The sequence below is a fragment of the Pseudomonas sp. R11-23-07 genome (genome assembly GCF_003852295.1).
Taxonomy (GTDB): Bacteria; Pseudomonadota; Gammaproteobacteria; order Pseudomonadales; family Pseudomonadaceae; genus Aquipseudomonas.
The window spans coordinates 4,279,464-4,296,459 of record NZ_CP027761.1; the positions used below are offsets into that span (position 1 = coordinate 4,279,464).

A 16,996-nucleotide genomic window follows, 5' to 3' on the forward strand; every position below is an offset into this window, starting at 1 on the left:
GAACCATGCCTGCACGCTCCACCACTGACGGCATCGACCCGACCCGCGCCGCCCACATCAGCGCACGTATCGACCGCCTTCCCGCCGTCGCCAGCATCTGGCGCCTGGTGGCATTGTTGTCGATCGGCGGTTTTTTCGAGCTGTATGACCTGTTCCAGACGGCCTATATCAGCCCAGGCCTGATCAGCGACGGGATTTTCCACACGGGCAGCCAAGGCGTGTTCGGCTTTTCCGACCAGGCCGCGTTCGCCTCGGCCACCTTCCTCGGCCTGTTCCTCGGCGCCAGCCTGCTGAGCCCCATCGCCGATCGTTTCGGGCGCCGGGCGATCTTCACCTTTGCGCTGATCTGGTACACCGTCGCCACGGTGCTGATGGGCATCCAGACGTCCGCCCTGGGCATTATCTGCATGCGCTTTCTGGTGGGCATCGGACTGGGTATTGAACTGGTGACGATCGACGCCTATCTGTCGGAACTGGTGCCCAAGCGCATGCGCAGTTCGGCGTTTGCCTTCGCGTTTTTCATCCAGTTCCTGTCGGTGCCGGCGGTGGCGCTGATGTCATGGTGGCTGGTGCCTCAGGCGCCGTTCGGGATTTCCGGTTGGCGCTGGGTGGTGCTCAGCAGTGCAGTCTTTGCATTGTTTATTTGGCAACTGCGCAAGCGCCTGCCGGAATCACCGCGCTGGCTGGCGCAGAAAGGTCGTTTCGAGGAAGCCGGAACGATCATGGACACCCTTGAAGCGCGCTGCCTGAAGGATCACGGCAAGCCTCTGGATGCGCCGGAACCCGAGGCTGTCAGCGTGCAGGGCAGCGGCCGTTTCGCCGATATCTGGCAACCGCCCTACCGCCGTCGCGCCTTGATGCTGATCGTCTTCCATGTGTTCCAGGCCATCGGTTTCTTCGGTTTTGGCAACTGGTTGCCCGCCTTGCTGTCGGGCCAGGGCGTCAGCGTAACCCACAGTCTGCTCTACGCGTTTATCATCACGCTCGCCTATCCGCTGGGCCCGCTGCTGTTCGTGAAGGTCGCCAACCGTTTTGAGAACAAGTGGCAGATTGTCGGCTCGGCCTTGGGCGCGGTGATCTTCGGCAGCCTGTTCGCCGTGCAAACCACGGCGGTGGGGCTGATCTTCTGTGGGGTGATGATCACCTTCTGCAACGCCTGGCTGAGCTTCAGCTATCACTCGTATCAGAGCGAATTGTTCCCCACCAATATCCGTGCGCGGGCGGTAGGGTTCTGCTACTCGTTCAGCCGCTTGTCCACGGTGTTCAGCAGCCTGCTGATCGGTTTTATCCTCGAACACCTGGGCACACCGGGCGTGCTGGCGTTTATCGCAAGCAGCATGTTGATTGTGATGATCACCATCAGTTGGTTCGGGCCGCGAACGCGTAACCTGGCACTGGAGAATATCGCCCACTGACGGCAAGGGTTGGCCGTCGACAGGACAGTGTTTGCCGCGACGGCGGCTTGCCCCCCAATAAAAACGGGCACGTCGTGCCCGGCATGCTAATTGCTCCAGCTGTCACACCGAACATTCCCCCAGGTGACCGATCATGCTGGTTAACAACGACACCCAAGCCGCGTCGACCGTCCAACAGCTCAAGCGCTCCGACATGGACCCGGCCAACGCCGCTGCCAGCGCGCTGTACAGCGGCGCCCTGCAAACGGCGCAGCAAAGCGTGACGGTGCCGGCCGCCCAGAAGGACCTGGACAAGGCGAGCGATCGCATCGACGAGGCCTTCGCCAAGACCCGCGTGCAGTTGCAAGCCACAGCGACGACCTCCGGGACGCGGGCTGAACTCAGCGAATACATGAGCAAATCCCCGGCCGAGCGTATCCGCGAGCAGTTGCTCAAGGAGCAGGGGATGACAGAAGAGCAAGTGCAGGCCCTGCCGCAGCAACAACAGGACGCGATTGCCAGGCAAGTGGCGGAACGTTTAAAGGAGCAGCAACAGCAGCAGGTAGCGGCGAAGGCGGCTGCTCCACAGGCCCAGGCAGTGAAAGACACCCTGGCAGCAATCTAAGCCACACAGCTGAACAAAAAATGTGGGAGGGGGCTTGCCCCCGATAGCCATAGGTATCTACACAACTTTTGGCGTGGCCTGAACCTGTGACGGCTCGGGAGCCGAAGCCTCTCTAACTGATGCTCCGCGACCTAAATGTGGGAGGGGGCTTGCTCCCGATGGCGGCCTGACAGCCGACTAGGATGTTGGATCAAGGCGAGTACATATCCGTTGCTGCGGTAACGGCGGCTTAGGGTTCCGCCCTTACGGCGTCTCACTTTTGAAAAGCGCAAAAGTAAGCAAAACGCTCTTGCCCCACCACTCGGCACCTCGCCTAGGCTCGGTGTGCCCGTAATCCGACATTGATTTGGGGGGCCGCCGCCACGCGCCATCCATGGCGCGGGGCGGCTAAACCGGCATCCCTGCCGGTTTACCCCCCAAATCACTGTCGAATTCCGGCCAGCGTGGTTTAACGGGGCGCCTAAGATCAAAAGCAAGATCAAGAGCGGCTCGCTTCGCATCGTGGTTACTTAGGCTGCTACAGAGTTGTGTAGATACCTATGCCCCGATAGCAGCGTATCAGCCACCGATTCATTGACTGATCCACCGCCATCGGGAGCAAGCCCCCTCCCACATTTTGAATTTCTTTCACATCAGGTCAGCGGCGTTTTCAGTTATCAGCCAGCATTGCCAGCAACGCATCGGCGGCCGCAGAAGGTGAGCGGTTTGGCGAGCCGACCAGGGCGAACTCGCGGTGTATCGGCACGCTCAGGGGCAGCACGCGCAGGCCCTGGCACTGGGTCGGCAGGGTCGTTTCCGGCACCAGGGTCACGCCGACATCCTCGCGTACCAGGCTGAAAGCGCTGCTCCATTCACGCACTTCGGCACGCACATCGCGTAGCGTCAGTCCGGCGTCGGCACTCAGGCTGCGGGCGTTTACGCTGCAGCCGCCGGTGGCAAGCACGAAGGGCTGCTCCAGCAACTGCGCAAGGGTCACCGTGACCTGCTGCGCCAGCGCGTGCCGGGCTGGCACCACCGCCAGCCAAGTGTCCCGCCCCAATAGCGTGGGGTTGCGCTCGGGTTCTGGGTTGAGCACCACGCCCAGGTCGACCAAGTCGGCGTCGAGCAAGGCATCCACTTCGTCGTCGGTGACCTCAAGGGTGGTGACCTCAATGCCCGGATACAGCTGCGCAAAACGCTGCAACCTGGGGCTCAGAAACTTCGCCAGTACCTGAGGGAAACACGCGATGCGCAGGTTCCCACGCAGCATGGGTCGGGCTTCCTCCACGCGGCAGCGTATCGCCTGCAAGGCACCGAGCATCACCCGCGCCTGTTCGATCACACTCACCCCCAAGGCAGTGGGCAAGGTCTTGCGCGGCTCGCGGGTGAACAGTTGCACCCCCAACGCGATCTCCATGGATGCCATGGCCTGGCTGGCGGCGGACTGGGTCATGCCCACCCGTTCGGCAGCGGCGGTGATGCTGCCGTGATCGGCCACGGCCACCAGCAGGCGCCAATGCATCAAGTTCATCATGGCAGTAGCTGTCCTTATGGGTGGGGTATGAAGCTTTAATTTTACCCACGGTGCCATGCCCGCGAAACTGGCGCAAACCCGACATAGAGGCCCTCCATGAAACTGTATTTTTCCCCGAATGCCTGCTCGCTCGCCCCCCATATCGTGCTGCGGGAATTGGCCTTGCCCTTCGACCTGGTGCGCGTGGATAACCAAGCCAAGACCACGGCCGACGGCAGGGATTTCCTGCAGATCAACCCCAAAGGTTACGTAGCGGCACTGCAACTGGACAACGGCCAGGTGTTGACCGAAGCCAGCGCGATCCTGCAATACCTCGCCGACCTGAAGCCCGATGCCCATCTGGCCCCGGCCAACGGCAGCTGGGAGCGCGTGCGCTTGCAAGAGTGGTTGAATTTCATCGCCACCGAAGTGCATGGCGGGCTGGCGGTCTTTTTCAACAGGGCAATCCAGGGCGAGGTGCGGGCCCTGTTCCAGGCCACATTATTCAAACGTTTTGCGGTGCTGGTGCAAACGTTGGAGCAACAGGATTATTTGCTGGGCGCGCAGTATTCGGTAGCGGATGCGTATCTGTTTGTGGTGCTGCGTTGGGCGGCGGTTCATGGGATTGAGCTGAATGAATGGCCGGCGTTGGTGGCATTTCAACAACGGGTGGGCAAGCGGCCCACTGTGGTTGCGGCCCTGGCAGCGGAAAATCCATGAGCGGTCAGGCAATCAAGTAGTGGCGAGGGAGCCGCTCCCTCGCCCCAGGGCTTATGGACCTTTGAACACAACCTGCTGCACATCGACCTTCTTCGGGATCAAGCCATTGGCGAAAAACAAATCGGCGGTGCGTTGCTGATTGGCGATGTCGACCGCCTGCAGCGGCCGGATCGGCTCGGGCGAGCGGTGCTCGAAGTAGCTTTTGACCACCGCCGGTTGCAGGCCCAAGGTCTTGGCCATCAGCGCGATGCTGTCTTCGGGTTGGTCCAGGGACAGACGCTGCGCCTTGCCGAGGGTTTGCAGGATGGTGGCAATGGCCTGGGGATTTTGCCGGGCAAACGCGCTGCTGGTCACGAAGAAGCTGCCGGCCGGATTGAGGCCCTCGCCGGTGCCCAACACGCGGGCGGCACCGTCAACCACGGCGGCCGAGTAGTAAGGGTCCCACACCACCCAGGCGTCCACCTTGCCTTGCTCGAACGCGGCGCGTCCGTCGGAAGGCGACAGGTACACCACGTTCACATCTTTCCACTGCAAACCGGCGCGCAGCAGGCTCTTGAGGAACAGGTTGTGCGCACTGGAACCCTTGAGCAGCGCTACACGCTTGCCCTTGAGTTCGGCCACGCTATGAATGGGGCTAGCTTGAGGCACCAGCACGGCTTCGGTTTTGCCCTCATTGGGCTCGACGGCGATGTACTGCAACTCGATACCGGCGGCCTGGGCGAAAATGGGTGGGATGTCGCCGATATTGCCGATGTCCAGGCTGCCGGCGTTCAGCGCCTCGATCAGCGGCGGGCCACCGAGAAACTCGGTCCACTGCACCTGGGTGCCGGGCAGCGCGGCTTCGAACAGCTTGTGTTCACGGGCGAGGACCATGCTTACCGAGCTTTTCTGATAGCCAATGCGCAACGTGGATGGATCGGCGGCCAGTGCCTTGGCGGCGACCAGCGAAAGAGCAGCGACAGCAATTATTTTCAGCATAAGAGCGCTTCCTTGACCTTAACGGCGGGTGCGGTTGGGCCCGGTATGTCGGGTGCTTCGAAGCAGCGATCCTAGCAAGCTCTCTTATTCATTAATAATATTAAAAAATCATCTATTTATAACTTTATATGCGGACTCGCAGGCCGATGTTTGCGCCCTGCCGGCAACGGCTACAATGCCCGCTTGTCCTTTCGTTGGTTTGAACATGCACATCGAACGCTTGGCAGCGCCGCTATGGCCGCTGCTGAACAAGTTTTACCGCAGCCACAACTCGTCGATGAAGGCGCTCAAGGACGGGCAGTTGTGGGTGGCGAGGGACACGCAGATCGTTGCCGGGTTATGCCTGACCCCCGTGGTCGGTGGGCAATGGCTGACCGGCGTGTTCGTTGACCCGGCTTATCGCGGCCAGGGGCTGGCGGCGCGGTTGATCCACCTGGCAGTGGCTGAAGTGGACGATAACGTATGGCTGTTTTGCCACCCGGACCTTGAAGGGATGTATCAGCGTATGGGTTTTTCCCAGGACACGGTTTTGCCGCAATCGCTCAGTGAGCGGTTGGTGCGCTACAAGCGCAACAAACCGATGATCGCGATGGGCCTTCGATAACCTGATGGCTTGCGCCCGATAGCGGTGGGTAGGAGCAAGCCCCCTCCCACATTTGGACCTGTTGCAGTCTGCCGGTCATTCGTCGGCGGTTGGGTCCATTTCCGGGAACAGCACTTCGATAAACCCGAACTTGCTGAAGTCAGTAATCCGCGACGGGTACAACCGCCCGATCAGGTGATCGCACTCATGCTGCACCACCCGTGCATGGAAGCCGTCGGCGAAGCGTACGATCGGCTCGCCCTTGGGGTCGAAGCCTTCGTAGCGGATCTGCTGATAGCGGTCCACGGCGCCGCGCAGGCCGGGCACGGACAGGCAGCCCTCATACCCCTCTTCCAGCACCGGGCTGAGCGGTGTGATCAACGGGTTGATCAGGATCGTCTGCGGCACCGGCGGCGCCTCCGGGTAGCGTTCGCTGGCCTCGAAACCAAAGATCACCAATTGCAGGTCCACACCGATCTGCGGCGCAGCCAGGCCGACGCCGCCCACGTGTTCCATGGTCTGGAACATGTCGTCGATCAGTTGCCACAGCTCAGGGCTGTCGAACATTTCCGGTGGCACTGGCGGGGCGATGCGCAGCAGACGTTCATCGCCCATTTTCAGGATTTCACGGATCATTGATCAGGCTCAACGGTAAGAGGCTTGGAATGGTCCCGGCCCAGGCCGGAGACATGTTGTTTTTCACCGGCATGGCCCGGTTCGTCGATTTCCTTTTGGCCGGGGTCCTTGCCTTCGGCGGACATGTGTTCGATCACGGCGTTCATTTCCGCGCCGAGCAACAGCACGGCAGCGGAAATATAGAAGTACAAGAGCAACACGATGATCGCGCCGATACTGCCGTACATGGCGTTGTAGTCGGCGAAGGTTTTAACGTAGTAGCCAAAGCCGAGGGAAGCGACGATCCACACCACCACCGCCAATACGGAACCGGGGGTGATAAAGCGAAACTCCTGTTCGACATCCGGCATCACGTAATACATGAGGGCCACGGCAAACATCAGCAGGATCACGATCAGCGGCCAGCGCACGAGGGTCCACAGCGTGACGACGAACTCCTGCATACCGATCTGCCCCGCCAGCCATTCCATTACCTGTGGGCCGAGCACCATCAACGCGGCGGCGGCCAGCAGCATGCCGGCGATGCCGATGGTGTAGAAAATCGACAGAGGGAAACGCTTCCAGATCGGCCGCCCCTCCACCACGTCATAGGCTGCGTTCATCGCGCTCATCATCAGGCGCACGCCAGCGGAGGCGGTCCACAGGGCGATCACGATACCCACCGAAAGCAGCCCGCCCTTGGATTGCTGCAACTGGTCGATCACCGGGTTGACCTGCTCCAGTGCCTGGGGCGGCAATACCAGCTCAGACTGCAGGCGCAGCCAGGTGAAGAAATCCGGCAGATGCAGGAAACCGATCAGGGCAATCAGGAACAACAGGAAAGGAAACAACGAGAACAGCATCTGGTAGGCCAGAGCCGAGGCGTAGGTGGGCATCTCGTCGTCGACGAATTCCGTAACGGTGCGCACCAGCACCTTGTGCAGCTTGAGACCATCGAGTACCGGAAAAATCATAGCGTCTCCTTTCGCCGCAAAGAGGGTGAGGTCGCGGGCGACTCAGGGGCCGTTTTCTACATCAAAGTAGCCCATTTGGCGACTTTGAAACAATTTCTAAACTTTAGTTGCAGCCTTGGATACAAAAACGGCCATCCGTAGATGGCCGTCGGGCTGCTGGGATGAGCCAGCCGGACCGTCTTACTCGGTCGCTTTTTTCACTGCGTCCTTGGTCTTGCCCACTGCCTGCTGAGCTTCGCCTTTCTTTTCCTGGATCACGCCTTCAGCACGCATTTTGTCGTTGTCCGTCGCCTTGCCGACACCTTGCTTGACGTTACCGACGGCTTCATTAGCTACGCCTTTTACCTTATCGGAAGTGCTGCCCATGGTATTACTCCTGATAACTATCAAATGGTTTTAGGTCACTACGTAGCGGTTGACTGGACGCCAGGCGCCAGAGTTTCAATTATTTTTCAGCGCGCATTTGATCGAAAGGGGCAGGTTTGCCTTTATGTTTTGCCGCCAACCCACGAGAATGCCCGGCAGATTCAGGCTCGAACGCTGAATAACAGATCCCGTAGGAAGGTTATGAAACTCAATAAAGCACAGGCCATCGCCCGCAGAAACCAGGAACTGGGCGGTGCCGTACTCGGCGTCAACAACTGCCATTTCACCGACCTGGACCCCAAACGCAATATCTGGTGGTTCGACTTGCCAGTGGCGCGGATTGGCGTGGGCCAGTACGAGTGGATCCACCTGTTGATGCACAACGCCGAGACTGACCAACTGCTGCACCTGAAAGTGCCAACGGCGTTCCTGCGTGAGAACCTCGAAGGGCTGGTGGTGCGCAATGCCGGCAAGCGCAAGCCGGAAATCACCCTGGAACTGAGCGCCGACAAGGACTCGTTCCTCAAGGATGTGCGCCCTGCCGGTGCGGGAATCAGCTTTGCGCAGTTCGCCCTGTAATAACGCAGTCATAAATGTGGGAGGGGGCTTGCTCCCGATAGCTAAGTGTCAGTCACGTTATCTGTGACTGGCCCACCGCTATCGGGAGCAAGCCCCCTCCCACATTTGAAGTGCGTTACTTTTTGAGACCGAGCTTCTTCAGTTCTTCATCGCGCAATTCACGCCGCAGAATCTTGCCCACATTGGTGGTCGGCAGCGCATCGCGGAACTCAACGGCCTTGGGCACCTTGTAGCCGGTGACGTTGGCGCGCATGTGTTCCATCACCTGTTCCTTGGTCAGGGTCGCCCCTGGCTTGACCACGATGAACAGCTTGATGTGCTCCCCGGACTTTTCATCCGGCACGCCGATGGCTGCGCACTGCAACACGCCCGGCAGGCCTGCCAGCACGTCTTCCAGTTCGTTGGGATACACGTTGAAACCCGAGACCAGGATCATGTCTTTCTTGCGATCGACAATACGCATGTAGCCGTCGGGCTGGATGATCGCGATGTCGCCGGTCTTCAGCCAGCCTTCGCTGTCGAGCATCTCGTCGGTTGCGTCCTGGCGCTGCCAGTAGCCCTTCATGACCTGGGGGCCCTTCACGCACAGCTCGCCGGTTTCGCCCAGCGGCAGCTCGGTGCCGTCGTCGGCGATCACTTTACACACGGTGGATGGCACCGGGATGCCAATGGTGCCGATCTGGATATGCTGGATCGGGTTCACCGTGGCCACCGGGCTGGTCTCGGTCATGCCGTAGCCTTCGCAGATGCCACAACCGGTTACGGCTTTCCAGCGTTCGGCGGCCGCCAGCTGCAGCGCCATGCCGCCTGAAAGGGTGACCTTCAGCGCGGAGAAATCCAGCTTGCGGAAGCCTTCGTTGTTGCACAGCGCGACGAACAGGGTATTGAGGCCGACAAAGCCGCTGAACTTCCACTTCGAGAGTTCCTTGACCATCGCCGGCAGGTCGCGCGGGTTGCTGATCAAGATGTTGTGGTTGCCGATCAGCATCATCGCCATGCAATGAAAGGTAAACGCATAGATGTGGTACAGCGGCAGCGGCGTGATCAGGATCTCGCACCCTTCATTGAGGTTCGAGCCCATCAGCGCCTTGCATTGCAGCATGTTGGCGACCAGGTTGCGATGGGTGAGCATTGCGCCCTTGGCCACGCCGGTGGTGCCGCCGGTGTATTGCAGCACCGCCACATCGCCGCTGGCCGGGTTGGCATCGCTGACCGCCTGGCCCTGCCCCTTGGCCAGCACGTCATTGAACTTGATCGCTTGCGGCAAATGATAGGCCGGGACCATTTTCTTCACGTACTTGATCACGCTGTTGATCAACAGGCGCTTGAACGGCGACAGCAGGTCGGCGACTTCGGTCACGATCACGTGTTTGACCGCAGTCTTGGGCACGACTTTTTCAGCCAGGTGCGCCATGTTGGCCAGGCAAACCAGGGCCTTGGCCCCGGAGTCATTGAATTGGTGTTCCATTTCCCGCGCGGTGTACAGCGGGTTGGTGTTGACTACGATCAGCCCGGCACGGATGGCGCCGAATACAGCGACTGGGTATTGCAGGACATTGGGCAGTTGCACGGCGATTCGGTCGCCAGGCTTCAAGTCGGTGTGCTGTTGCAGGTAGGCGGCGAATGCGCCGGACAATTCGTACAGTTCACCGTAGGTGATGGTCTTGCCCAGGTTGCTGAAAGCCGGTTTGTTGGCGAAGCGCTGGCAGGACTGCTTCAGTACCGCCTGAATATTCGGATACTCGTCTGGATTGATTTGTGCAGCAATCCCGGCGGGGTACTTATCCTTCCAAAAGTCTTCGTTCATGGAAGCCCACTCCTCAGCGACGCGAATTCATCATCGCATTTGATGCGATTATTATTGGTGTATGTTTTTTTAAGGTGAATCTGGCGCTTCAAGCAGGCCTAGACGTCACAAAGCGCGCCGAGAGTAGCAGCTTTGCCAAGGGCCGACTAGAGCCAAAAGAGGGCCCTACGGTCACTAACACGACTGTCCTACAATAATTGGTCACACTTTTAACGCAGGCAAAATAACCCACTGAAAGGCTCTGGAACAGGGCTTAGCGGGCAATACAAAACAATGTGGGAGGGGGCTTGCTCCCGATGGCGGCGGATCAGTCGATGCAGCGGTGACTGTTCCAACCTCATCGGGGGCAAGCCCCCTCCCACATTTTTAGCTATTCACTTCAGGCGATGTCGCGCAGCTCCCGCCGCAGGATTTTCCCCACCGGCGTCATCGGCAGCGAATCCCTGAGCACAATGTGCTTGGGCACTTTGTATCCCGTGAAGTTGGTCTTGCAGTACGCCTTCAACTCCTCAAGGCTCACACCTTCGGCACGCGCGACCACAAACAGCTTCACCGCTTCCCCCGTGCGCTCATCCGGCACGCCGATCACCGCGCAGTTGGCCACGGCCGGGTGGGCCATCACCACGTCTTCGATCTCATTGGGGTAGACGTTGAAGCCCGAGACGATGATCAGGTCTTTCTTGCGGTCGACGATGCGTATAAAGCCGTCGGTATCGATCACGGCGATATCGCCGGTCTTGAGCCACCCCTCGGCGTCCAGCGCCTCGGCCGTGGCCGCCGGCTGCTGCCAATAGCCCTTCATCACCTGCGGGCCCTTGATGCACAGTTCGCCGCGTTCGCCCAACGGCAACTCAGCGCCCTCGTCATCGATTACCTTCATGGCCGTGGCCGGCACCGGAATGCCTACCGTGCCCAGCCGCGATTGATTGCCATAGGGGTTGGTGCTGGCCACCGGTGAAGTTTCGGTCAGGCCGTAGCCCTCGCCGATTGCACACCCGGTGATCTGCTGCCAACGCTCGGCGGTGGCCTTTATCAGCGCCGTGCCGCCGGAATTGGTCAACTTGAGATGGGAAAAATCCAGGCTCTTGAAGTCCGGATGCTCCATCAGCGCCACAAACAACGTGTTGAGCCCCAGCAGCCCGGTGAAGCGCCACTTCTTCAGTTCCTTGATGAACCCGCCGATGTCGCGCGGGTTGGTGATCAGCACGTTGTGGTTGCCGGACACCATCATGCACATGCAATTCGCGGTGAACGCATAGATGTGGTACAGCGGCAGCGGCGCAATCATCACCTCCTGCCCTTCCTTGATCAGCGGATGGCCGTCGTCCCCCAGTTGCGACATGCACGCCCGCGCCTGCTGCATATTCGCCACCAGATTGCCGTGGGTGAGCATCGCGCCCTTGGCCTGGCCGGTGGTGCCACCGGTGTATTGCAGCACGGCGATATCCTCTAGGCTCACCGGATGTCGCGTCACGCCCAGGCCCGCGCCCATGTGCAAGGCGCGCTTGAACGACACCGCACGCGGCAGGTGGTAGGCCGGGACCATCTTCTTGACTTTGTCGACCAGGGTGTTGACCAGCCAGCCTTTGGCGGCGGGCATGAAATCGCCCATTTTGGCTTCGATCAGGTAGTCGATCTCGGTGTCGGTACACACCTCCTGTACCCGCGAACCGAACAGGTTGAGGTAGACCAGCGCACGCACGCCGGCGTCCTTGAACTGGTGGCGCATTTCACGCGGGGTGTACAACGGGTTGGTATTCACCACGATCAGCCCGGCGCGCAGTGCGCCAAAAACCGCAATCGGGTAATGCAACACGTTGGGCATCTGGACTGCGATGCGCTCGCCGGGCTTGAGGTCGGTGTGCTGCTGCAGGTAACCGGCGAACGCCGCACTCTGGCGCTCAAGCTCGGCGTAGGTCAGGGTAATGCCCATGTTGCTGAACGCCGGACGGTCGGCAAAGGTCTTGCAGGAACGCTCGAAGACTTCGATCACTGATTGATAGGCAGTCAGGTCGATGGTGTTAGGCACACCCGCCGCGCGTTTGTCATTCCAAAAATCAGGTTGCATTATTCTTGTCCTCTTTACCTGAGTGTGTCCGGCCGCTTTTCTATGCAGCTACAAAGAGCGGAGCTTTGAGGACGTTAGCAGTAATGGCCAAACAGGCAATACACTCAACTGTGTCATTGATTGTATGAATCTTGTCGCTGAGGCGCAGGCAGATACCCCGCCCCCCACCCGATGAGCTATACACTGCAACGACCCTGCGCAAAGGAACCGCCATGAACCACAGCACTTTCTGGCTGACCGCGAACGACCACAGCCGCCTGTACGTCAATCAATGGATGCCCGCCGAGCCTCCCAGGGCCCTGGTGATGCTGTCCCATGGCATGGCCGAGCACAGCGGCCGCTATGGGCGCCTGGCGCAGGCGTTGTGCGGCGCCGGCTATGGTGTGTATGCGCTGGACCAACGTGGGCATGGCCGTACCGCCGACGAAGGCACCTTGGGGCTGTACGCCGAAGAGGATGGCTGGAACAAAGTGGTGGGCGACCTGGCCAGCCTTAACCAGCACATCGGCCAGCAGCAACCGGGGCTGCCGATTATTTTGCTCGGCCACAGCATGGGCAGCTATATCGCCCAGGCCTATCTGCTGCATCACAGCGCCAGCCTGCATGGGGCGATACTCAGCGGTTCGAATTTCCAGCCGGTGGCGTTGTATCGCGCGGCGCGGGCGATTGCCCGTATCGAGCGCGCGCGCCAGGGTATGCGCGGGCGCAGTGCATTGATTGACTTTCTGTCGTTCGGCTCCTTCAACAAAGCGTTCAAACCCAATCGCACCGCCTTCGACTGGCTCAGCCGCGACCCGGTTGAAGTCGACCAATACATCCATGACCCGCTTTGCGGTTTCCGCTGCACCAACCAGCTGTGGGTCGACCTGCTCGGCGGCTTGCAGCAAATCAGCAAAGCGTCCAATCTCGCGCAGATAGATCCGGGCCTGCCAATTCTGATAATCGGCGGCGAATGTGATCCGGTGAGTGAAGGCAAGCGTCTCAAAAGCCTGGCCCATGCCCTGCGCGATGCGGGCTGCCAGCACCTGCAATTGACGCTCTACCCGCAGGCACGTCATGAAGTGTTCAATGAAACCAACCGCGACGACGTCACCGCGGATGTGCTGACGTGGCTCGAGCACGCCCTGACAGTGCGCAGGCCTACCCGCTGCGAATAATTTTTCGTTTAAAATCAGCCAATTAAATTATCGATTAGCCACAGGATGCACCTTTAGATGACCCAGGTAACCAACACCCCCTACGAGGCCCTTGAAGTCGGCCAGACCGCCAGCTTCAGCAAGACCGTCGAAGAGCGCGATATCCAGTTGTTCGCCGCCATGTCTGGCGATCACAACCCGGTGCACCTGGATGCCGAGTATGCCAAGGCGACCATGTTCAAAGAACGCATCGCCCATGGCATGTTCAGTGGTGCGTTGATCAGCGCGGCGGTAGCCTGTGAACTGCCCGGCCCGGGCACGATTTATATCGGCCAGCAGATGAGCTTTCAAAAGCCGGTCAAGATCGGCGACACCCTCACCGTGCGCCTGGAAATCCTGGAGAAGCTGCCCAAGTTCCGTGTACGCATTGCCACGCGAGTGTTCAACCAGCGCGATGAGTTGGTAGTGGATGGCGAAGCGGAGATTCTTGCCCCGCGCAAACAGCAGGTAGTGACGTTGACCGAGCTGCCGCCGATCAGCATTGGCTGAAAATGACGCAATACAAATGTGGGAGGGGGCTTGCCCCCGATGGCGGTGATTCAGTCAATAAACCTATCGACTGATCCACCGCTATCGGGAGCAAGCCCCCTCCCACACTTTTTACAGCATCTACAACCCAGGGCTTACGACTGAGCGCGAGCCTGGTTACGCAGAGCTTTAACCTGGTCGTGGTTGCGCTGCACGCCGTGGTACTGACGTTCAACCAGATCACGAATACCCAGCAGGTTGTGCTTGTTGATCTTCTCGATCGCTTCCTTGTAAGCCTTCAGTGCGTGGTCTTCACCGCGCTCGGCTTCGTTCAGCACGGACTCTTCGTCCTTACCGGTCACCATCGATTTCACGTCAACCCAACCGCGATGCATAGCACCGGCCACGCTGCCGGATTCTTTCGGCTCGCCACCCAGGGCACGCACGGCAGTTTTCAGCTCGGTGGCAGCAGTGGCGCAATCGGCGGAGCGCTTGACGAACAGGGCTTTGAGTTCAGGGTGCTTAATGTCTTCAGCGCACTCCTGGAAACCCTTTTGGCCGTCGATGCTGGTTTCGATCAGGTCGTTCAGTACGGAGATGGATTCTTTATTGATGTCAGTCATTTTTCAATTCCTTATGTGGGTTGAGAAAGTTGTCTTAATGATTGCAGCGCTCGTGCCAGGTTTTGAAAAATTACTTATTTGTTGTATTTCAATGACTTACGAATTATTGAACCATCTGTATCGACGTTATTTGCATGATCTGTCATTTGGCCTTCATGCAGAATGCCTGTATTTTCCCCGCTATCGAATCAAACGCTGAAGCCCATGAACCCCGAAAAACTCGAATTGCTGATCACCCGCGAAATGCCCTTCGGCAAATACAAAGGGCGGATCATCGCCGACTTGCCCGGCCCCTACCTGAACTGGTTCGCCCGTGAAGGTTTTCCCCACGGGGAACTGGGTGGCTTGCTGGCACTGATGCAGGAAATCGACCACAACGGTTTGGCCGAATTGCTTGAACCGCTGCGCGTTAAACACGGTAAACCCGCCCCTCGCCATTAATTAAGAGCCTCGCCATGCCAAGGAATGCAAACAACGAAAGTCACTGGCAGGCCATCGCCCAGCGCTATGAGCTGGAGCCGGGCCCGATCAATCTGGAAAACGGCTACTTCGGGCGCATGAGCCGTGCAGTCCAGGCCCAGTACCTGGAACACGTTGCCTTCATCAATCGCAGCAACTCGGTGTACGTGCGTCAGCGCTTCGAGCAAGGGGAAAATCTCGAGATTCGTCGCCAACTGGCCGCTTTGATCGATGCAGACCCGGACTCGGTGGCCTTCACCCGCAACGCCACTGAAGCCTTGCAGTCGCTGATCCGCAACTACAACCGCCTGCAACCCGGCGACCAAGTGCTGATCAGTGACCTGGAGTACGACACGGTCAAAGGCGCGATGCGCTGGCTGGCCGGCGTGCGCGGTGTCGAAGTGATCGAGATTTCCCACGCTCACCCGGCCAGTTTCGACAGCCTCGTGCAGATCTATCGCGATACCTTCATTCAGTACCCGCGCTTGAAGCTGATGGCGCTGACCCATGTCACGCACCGCACCGGCCTGGTGATGCCGGTGGCGGCGATTGCCAAGGCTGCGCGTGAGCAGGATATTGATGTAATCCTCGACGGCGCCCACGCTCTGGGCCAGATCGATTTCAACCTGGCCGAGTTGGGCATTCAGTTCGCCGGCTTCAACTTGCACAAATGGATCGGCGCCCCGCTGACCCTGGGCTTTCTCTACATCGCCCCCGAGCGCTTGGCGGATATCGACCCGGACATGGGTGAATTCCACTACCCCGCCACGGATGTACGCGCGCGTACGTCCTACAGCACGCCTAACTTTCCGGCACTGATGAGCATGCCGTTGGTGTTTGAAGAACACCGGCAATTGGGCGGCGCGGCGGCCAAGGGCGCACGGGTCAATTACCTGCGCAATCGTTGGGTGAACCAGGTGCGGACTGTGCCGGGAATCGAAGTGCTGACGCCGGATGATCCGAGGCTGTATTGCGGGATTACCGCGTTCAAGTTCGTTGGGCGCGATCAGCAAGTGATGGTGGATCGGTTGCTCAACGATTACGGGCTGTTCACCACCACCCGCACGGGTTCGGCGTTTGGCACGTGTATTCGGGTGACACCGGGATTGGTGACGTCAGCACAAGACATCGGCACGCTGGTCAACGCCATTACCGAGCTGAGCGAAGATTAAATGTGGGAGGGGGCTTGCTCCCGATAGCGGTGAATCAGTCACTACATGTATTGACTGAACCACTGCTATCGGGAGCAAGCCCCCTCCCACATTGGTTTTGTGGCGTTCTCCAGGTTTTCTACAGGCAAAAAAAAGCGGTACACCGACCAAGTGCACCGCAAAAATGCCGTTAAGCACAGCAACAACGATTCGATAAATCAGATCAATCCAGCAGCGCCAGCGCCTCGGCGGTGACTTCCTGGATACGCGCCCAATCGCCGTTCTTTACCCATTCAGGATCAAGCATCCAGCTACCGCCCACGCACATCACGTTTTTCAACGCCATGTAGCTTTTGATGTTGGCCGGGCCGACGCCGCCGGTCGGGCAGAATTTCACTTCGCCGAACGGGCCACCCAAGGCCTTGATCGCCGCCACGCCGCCGCTGACTTCGGCCGGGAACAGCTTGAAGCGGCGGTAGCCCAGGCCATAGCCTTCCATGATGCCGGAGGCATTGCTGATGCCAGGCAGCAGCGGGATCGGGCTGTGCACCGAGGCTTCCAGCAGGTCGCGGGTGATGCCGGGGGTGACAATGAACTGCGAGCCGGCCACTTCTGCCGCTTCGAGCATATGACGGTCCAGCACAGTGCCGGCACCGGTGCACAGCTCAGGGCGCTGTTCGCGCAACACCTGGATGGCCTTGAGGCCGAACTCGGAACGCAGGGTCACTTCCAGGGCGGTCAGGCCACCGGCAGCCAGGGCATCGGCCAGGGGCAGGATGTCCTGCTCGCGGGCGATGGTGATCACCGGCAGGATCCGCGCCTTGGCGCAGAGGCTGTCGATCAGGGCAACTTTATCCGCCATGGACACGGTCGGTTGAGGGCTTTTCATAGCGGCTGA

Annotated in this window: 18 protein-coding genes; 9 read left to right on the plus strand and 9 right to left on the minus strand. The window is 59.5% G+C overall.

Features of this window, described 5'->3' with window-relative positions; all coding sequences use genetic code 11:
- The first annotated feature begins 5 nt into the window (after window positions 1-5).
- Both C4J84_RS19610 and C4J84_RS19615 read left to right on the plus strand, forming a co-directional pair.
- On the plus strand, window positions 6-1,415 hold the full coding sequence (locus C4J84_RS19610) for an MFS transporter (protein WP_124405085.1): 1,410 nt from the start codon (window positions 6-8) through the stop codon (window positions 1,413-1,415).
- Between the two features lie 133 nt (window positions 1,416-1,548).
- Window positions 1,549-2,019, plus strand: coding sequence for a hypothetical protein (locus C4J84_RS19615; RefSeq protein WP_124435987.1), 471 nt, complete (start codon window positions 1,549-1,551; stop codon window positions 2,017-2,019).
- A 649-nt stretch (window positions 2,020-2,668) separates the two neighbouring features.
- Here C4J84_RS19615 and C4J84_RS19620 read toward each other — a convergent pair.
- On the minus strand, window positions 2,669-3,532 hold the full coding sequence (locus tag C4J84_RS19620; protein WP_124435988.1) for a LysR family transcriptional regulator: 864 nt from the start codon (window positions 3,530-3,532) through the stop codon (window positions 2,669-2,671).
- Between the two features lie 96 nt (window positions 3,533-3,628).
- On the opposite strand from C4J84_RS19620, the gene gstA reads away from it, so the two are divergent.
- Window positions 3,629-4,231, plus strand: coding sequence for a glutathione transferase GstA (gstA, locus tag C4J84_RS19625; protein ID WP_124408000.1), 603 nt, complete (start codon window positions 3,629-3,631; stop codon window positions 4,229-4,231).
- Window positions 4,232-4,282: 51 nt separating this feature from the next.
- Here the strand turns inward: gstA and C4J84_RS19630 are convergent, their stop codons facing one another.
- Window positions 4,283-5,209, minus strand: a complete 927-nt coding sequence (locus C4J84_RS19630; RefSeq protein WP_124435989.1) for an aliphatic sulfonate ABC transporter substrate-binding protein — start codon at window positions 5,207-5,209, stop codon at window positions 4,283-4,285.
- Window positions 5,210-5,414: 205 nt separating this feature from the next.
- On the opposite strand from C4J84_RS19630, the gene C4J84_RS19635 reads away from it, so the two are divergent.
- Window positions 5,415-5,813, plus strand: coding sequence for a GNAT family N-acetyltransferase (locus tag C4J84_RS19635; RefSeq protein WP_124430338.1), 399 nt, complete (start codon window positions 5,415-5,417; stop codon window positions 5,811-5,813).
- A gap of 75 nt (window positions 5,814-5,888) precedes the next feature.
- Here the strand turns inward: C4J84_RS19635 and def are convergent, their stop codons facing one another.
- From def to C4J84_RS19650, 3 genes are all read right to left on the minus strand, one after another.
- On the minus strand, window positions 5,889-6,428 hold the full coding sequence (gene def / locus C4J84_RS19640) for a peptide deformylase (protein ID WP_124371649.1): 540 nt from the start codon (window positions 6,426-6,428) through the stop codon (window positions 5,889-5,891).
- On the minus strand, window positions 6,425-7,381 hold the full coding sequence (locus C4J84_RS19645; protein ID WP_124430339.1) for a YihY/virulence factor BrkB family protein: 957 nt from the start codon (window positions 7,379-7,381) through the stop codon (window positions 6,425-6,427). Before C4J84_RS19645 ends, def begins: the two co-directional genes overlap by 4 nt.
- 180 nt (window positions 7,382-7,561) lie before the next feature.
- Complete coding sequence (locus tag C4J84_RS19650) at window positions 7,562-7,747, minus strand: CsbD family protein (protein WP_124371651.1); 186 nt, start codon at window positions 7,745-7,747, stop codon at window positions 7,562-7,564.
- 201 nt (window positions 7,748-7,948) lie between these two features.
- Here C4J84_RS19650 and C4J84_RS19655 point away from each other — a divergent pair, with 201 nt between their 5' ends.
- Window positions 7,949-8,326: a hypothetical protein gene (locus C4J84_RS19655; protein WP_124368109.1), complete on the plus strand. Its 378-nt coding sequence runs from the start codon at window positions 7,949-7,951 to the stop codon at window positions 8,324-8,326.
- Between the two features lie 115 nt (window positions 8,327-8,441).
- Here C4J84_RS19655 and fadD1 read toward each other — a convergent pair whose 3' ends face one another.
- Together fadD1 and fadD2 are read right to left on the minus strand one after the other, a co-directional pair.
- Entirely contained in the window at window positions 8,442-10,133 is a 1,692-nt protein-coding gene (fadD1, locus tag C4J84_RS19660) for a long-chain-fatty-acid--CoA ligase FadD1 (RefSeq protein ID WP_124371653.1), read from the minus strand.
- Window positions 10,134-10,512: 379 nt separating this feature from the next.
- Window positions 10,513-12,201 (minus strand): long-chain-fatty-acid--CoA ligase FadD2, encoded by a 1,689-nt coding sequence (gene fadD2, locus C4J84_RS19665; RefSeq protein WP_124435990.1) that lies wholly within the window; start codon window positions 12,199-12,201, stop codon window positions 10,513-10,515.
- Between the two features lie 212 nt (window positions 12,202-12,413).
- On the opposite strand from fadD2, the gene C4J84_RS19670 reads away from it, so the two are divergent.
- Both C4J84_RS19670 and C4J84_RS19675 read left to right on the plus strand, forming a co-directional pair.
- Window positions 12,414-13,358 carry an alpha/beta hydrolase gene (locus tag C4J84_RS19670; RefSeq protein WP_124371655.1) on the plus strand — a complete coding sequence of 315 codons (945 nt, stop codon included), beginning with the start codon at window positions 12,414-12,416 and terminating at the stop codon, window positions 13,356-13,358.
- Window positions 13,359-13,415: 57 nt separating this feature from the next.
- Window positions 13,416-13,886: a MaoC family dehydratase gene (locus C4J84_RS19675; RefSeq protein ID WP_034115694.1), complete on the plus strand. Its 471-nt coding sequence runs from the start codon at window positions 13,416-13,418 to the stop codon at window positions 13,884-13,886.
- Between the two features lie 134 nt (window positions 13,887-14,020).
- On the opposite strand, the gene C4J84_RS19680 is transcribed toward C4J84_RS19675, so the two are convergent.
- Complete coding sequence (locus tag C4J84_RS19680) at window positions 14,021-14,488, minus strand: PA2169 family four-helix-bundle protein (RefSeq protein WP_124371656.1); 468 nt, start codon at window positions 14,486-14,488, stop codon at window positions 14,021-14,023.
- Window positions 14,489-14,692: 204 nt separating this feature from the next.
- Here C4J84_RS19680 and C4J84_RS19685 point away from each other — a divergent pair, with 204 nt between their 5' ends.
- Together C4J84_RS19685 and C4J84_RS19690 are read left to right on the plus strand one after the other, a co-directional pair.
- Window positions 14,693-14,929, plus strand: a complete 237-nt coding sequence (locus C4J84_RS19685) for a DUF3820 family protein (protein WP_104505342.1) — start codon at window positions 14,693-14,695, stop codon at window positions 14,927-14,929.
- A gap of 14 nt (window positions 14,930-14,943) precedes the next feature.
- A complete protein-coding gene (locus C4J84_RS19690; RefSeq protein ID WP_124371657.1) occupies window positions 14,944-16,119 on the plus strand; it encodes an aminotransferase class V-fold PLP-dependent enzyme in 1,176 nt (391 codons plus the stop codon).
- A 202-nt stretch (window positions 16,120-16,321) separates the two neighbouring features.
- Here C4J84_RS19690 and C4J84_RS19695 read toward each other — a convergent pair whose 3' ends face one another.
- The gene (locus C4J84_RS19695; protein ID WP_069076884.1) at window positions 16,322-16,987 is read right to left on the minus strand and encodes a bifunctional 4-hydroxy-2-oxoglutarate aldolase/2-dehydro-3-deoxy-phosphogluconate aldolase; all 666 of its coding nucleotides are present in this window, start codon (window positions 16,985-16,987) and stop codon (window positions 16,322-16,324) included.
- Between the last annotated feature and the right edge of the window lie 9 nt (window positions 16,988-16,996).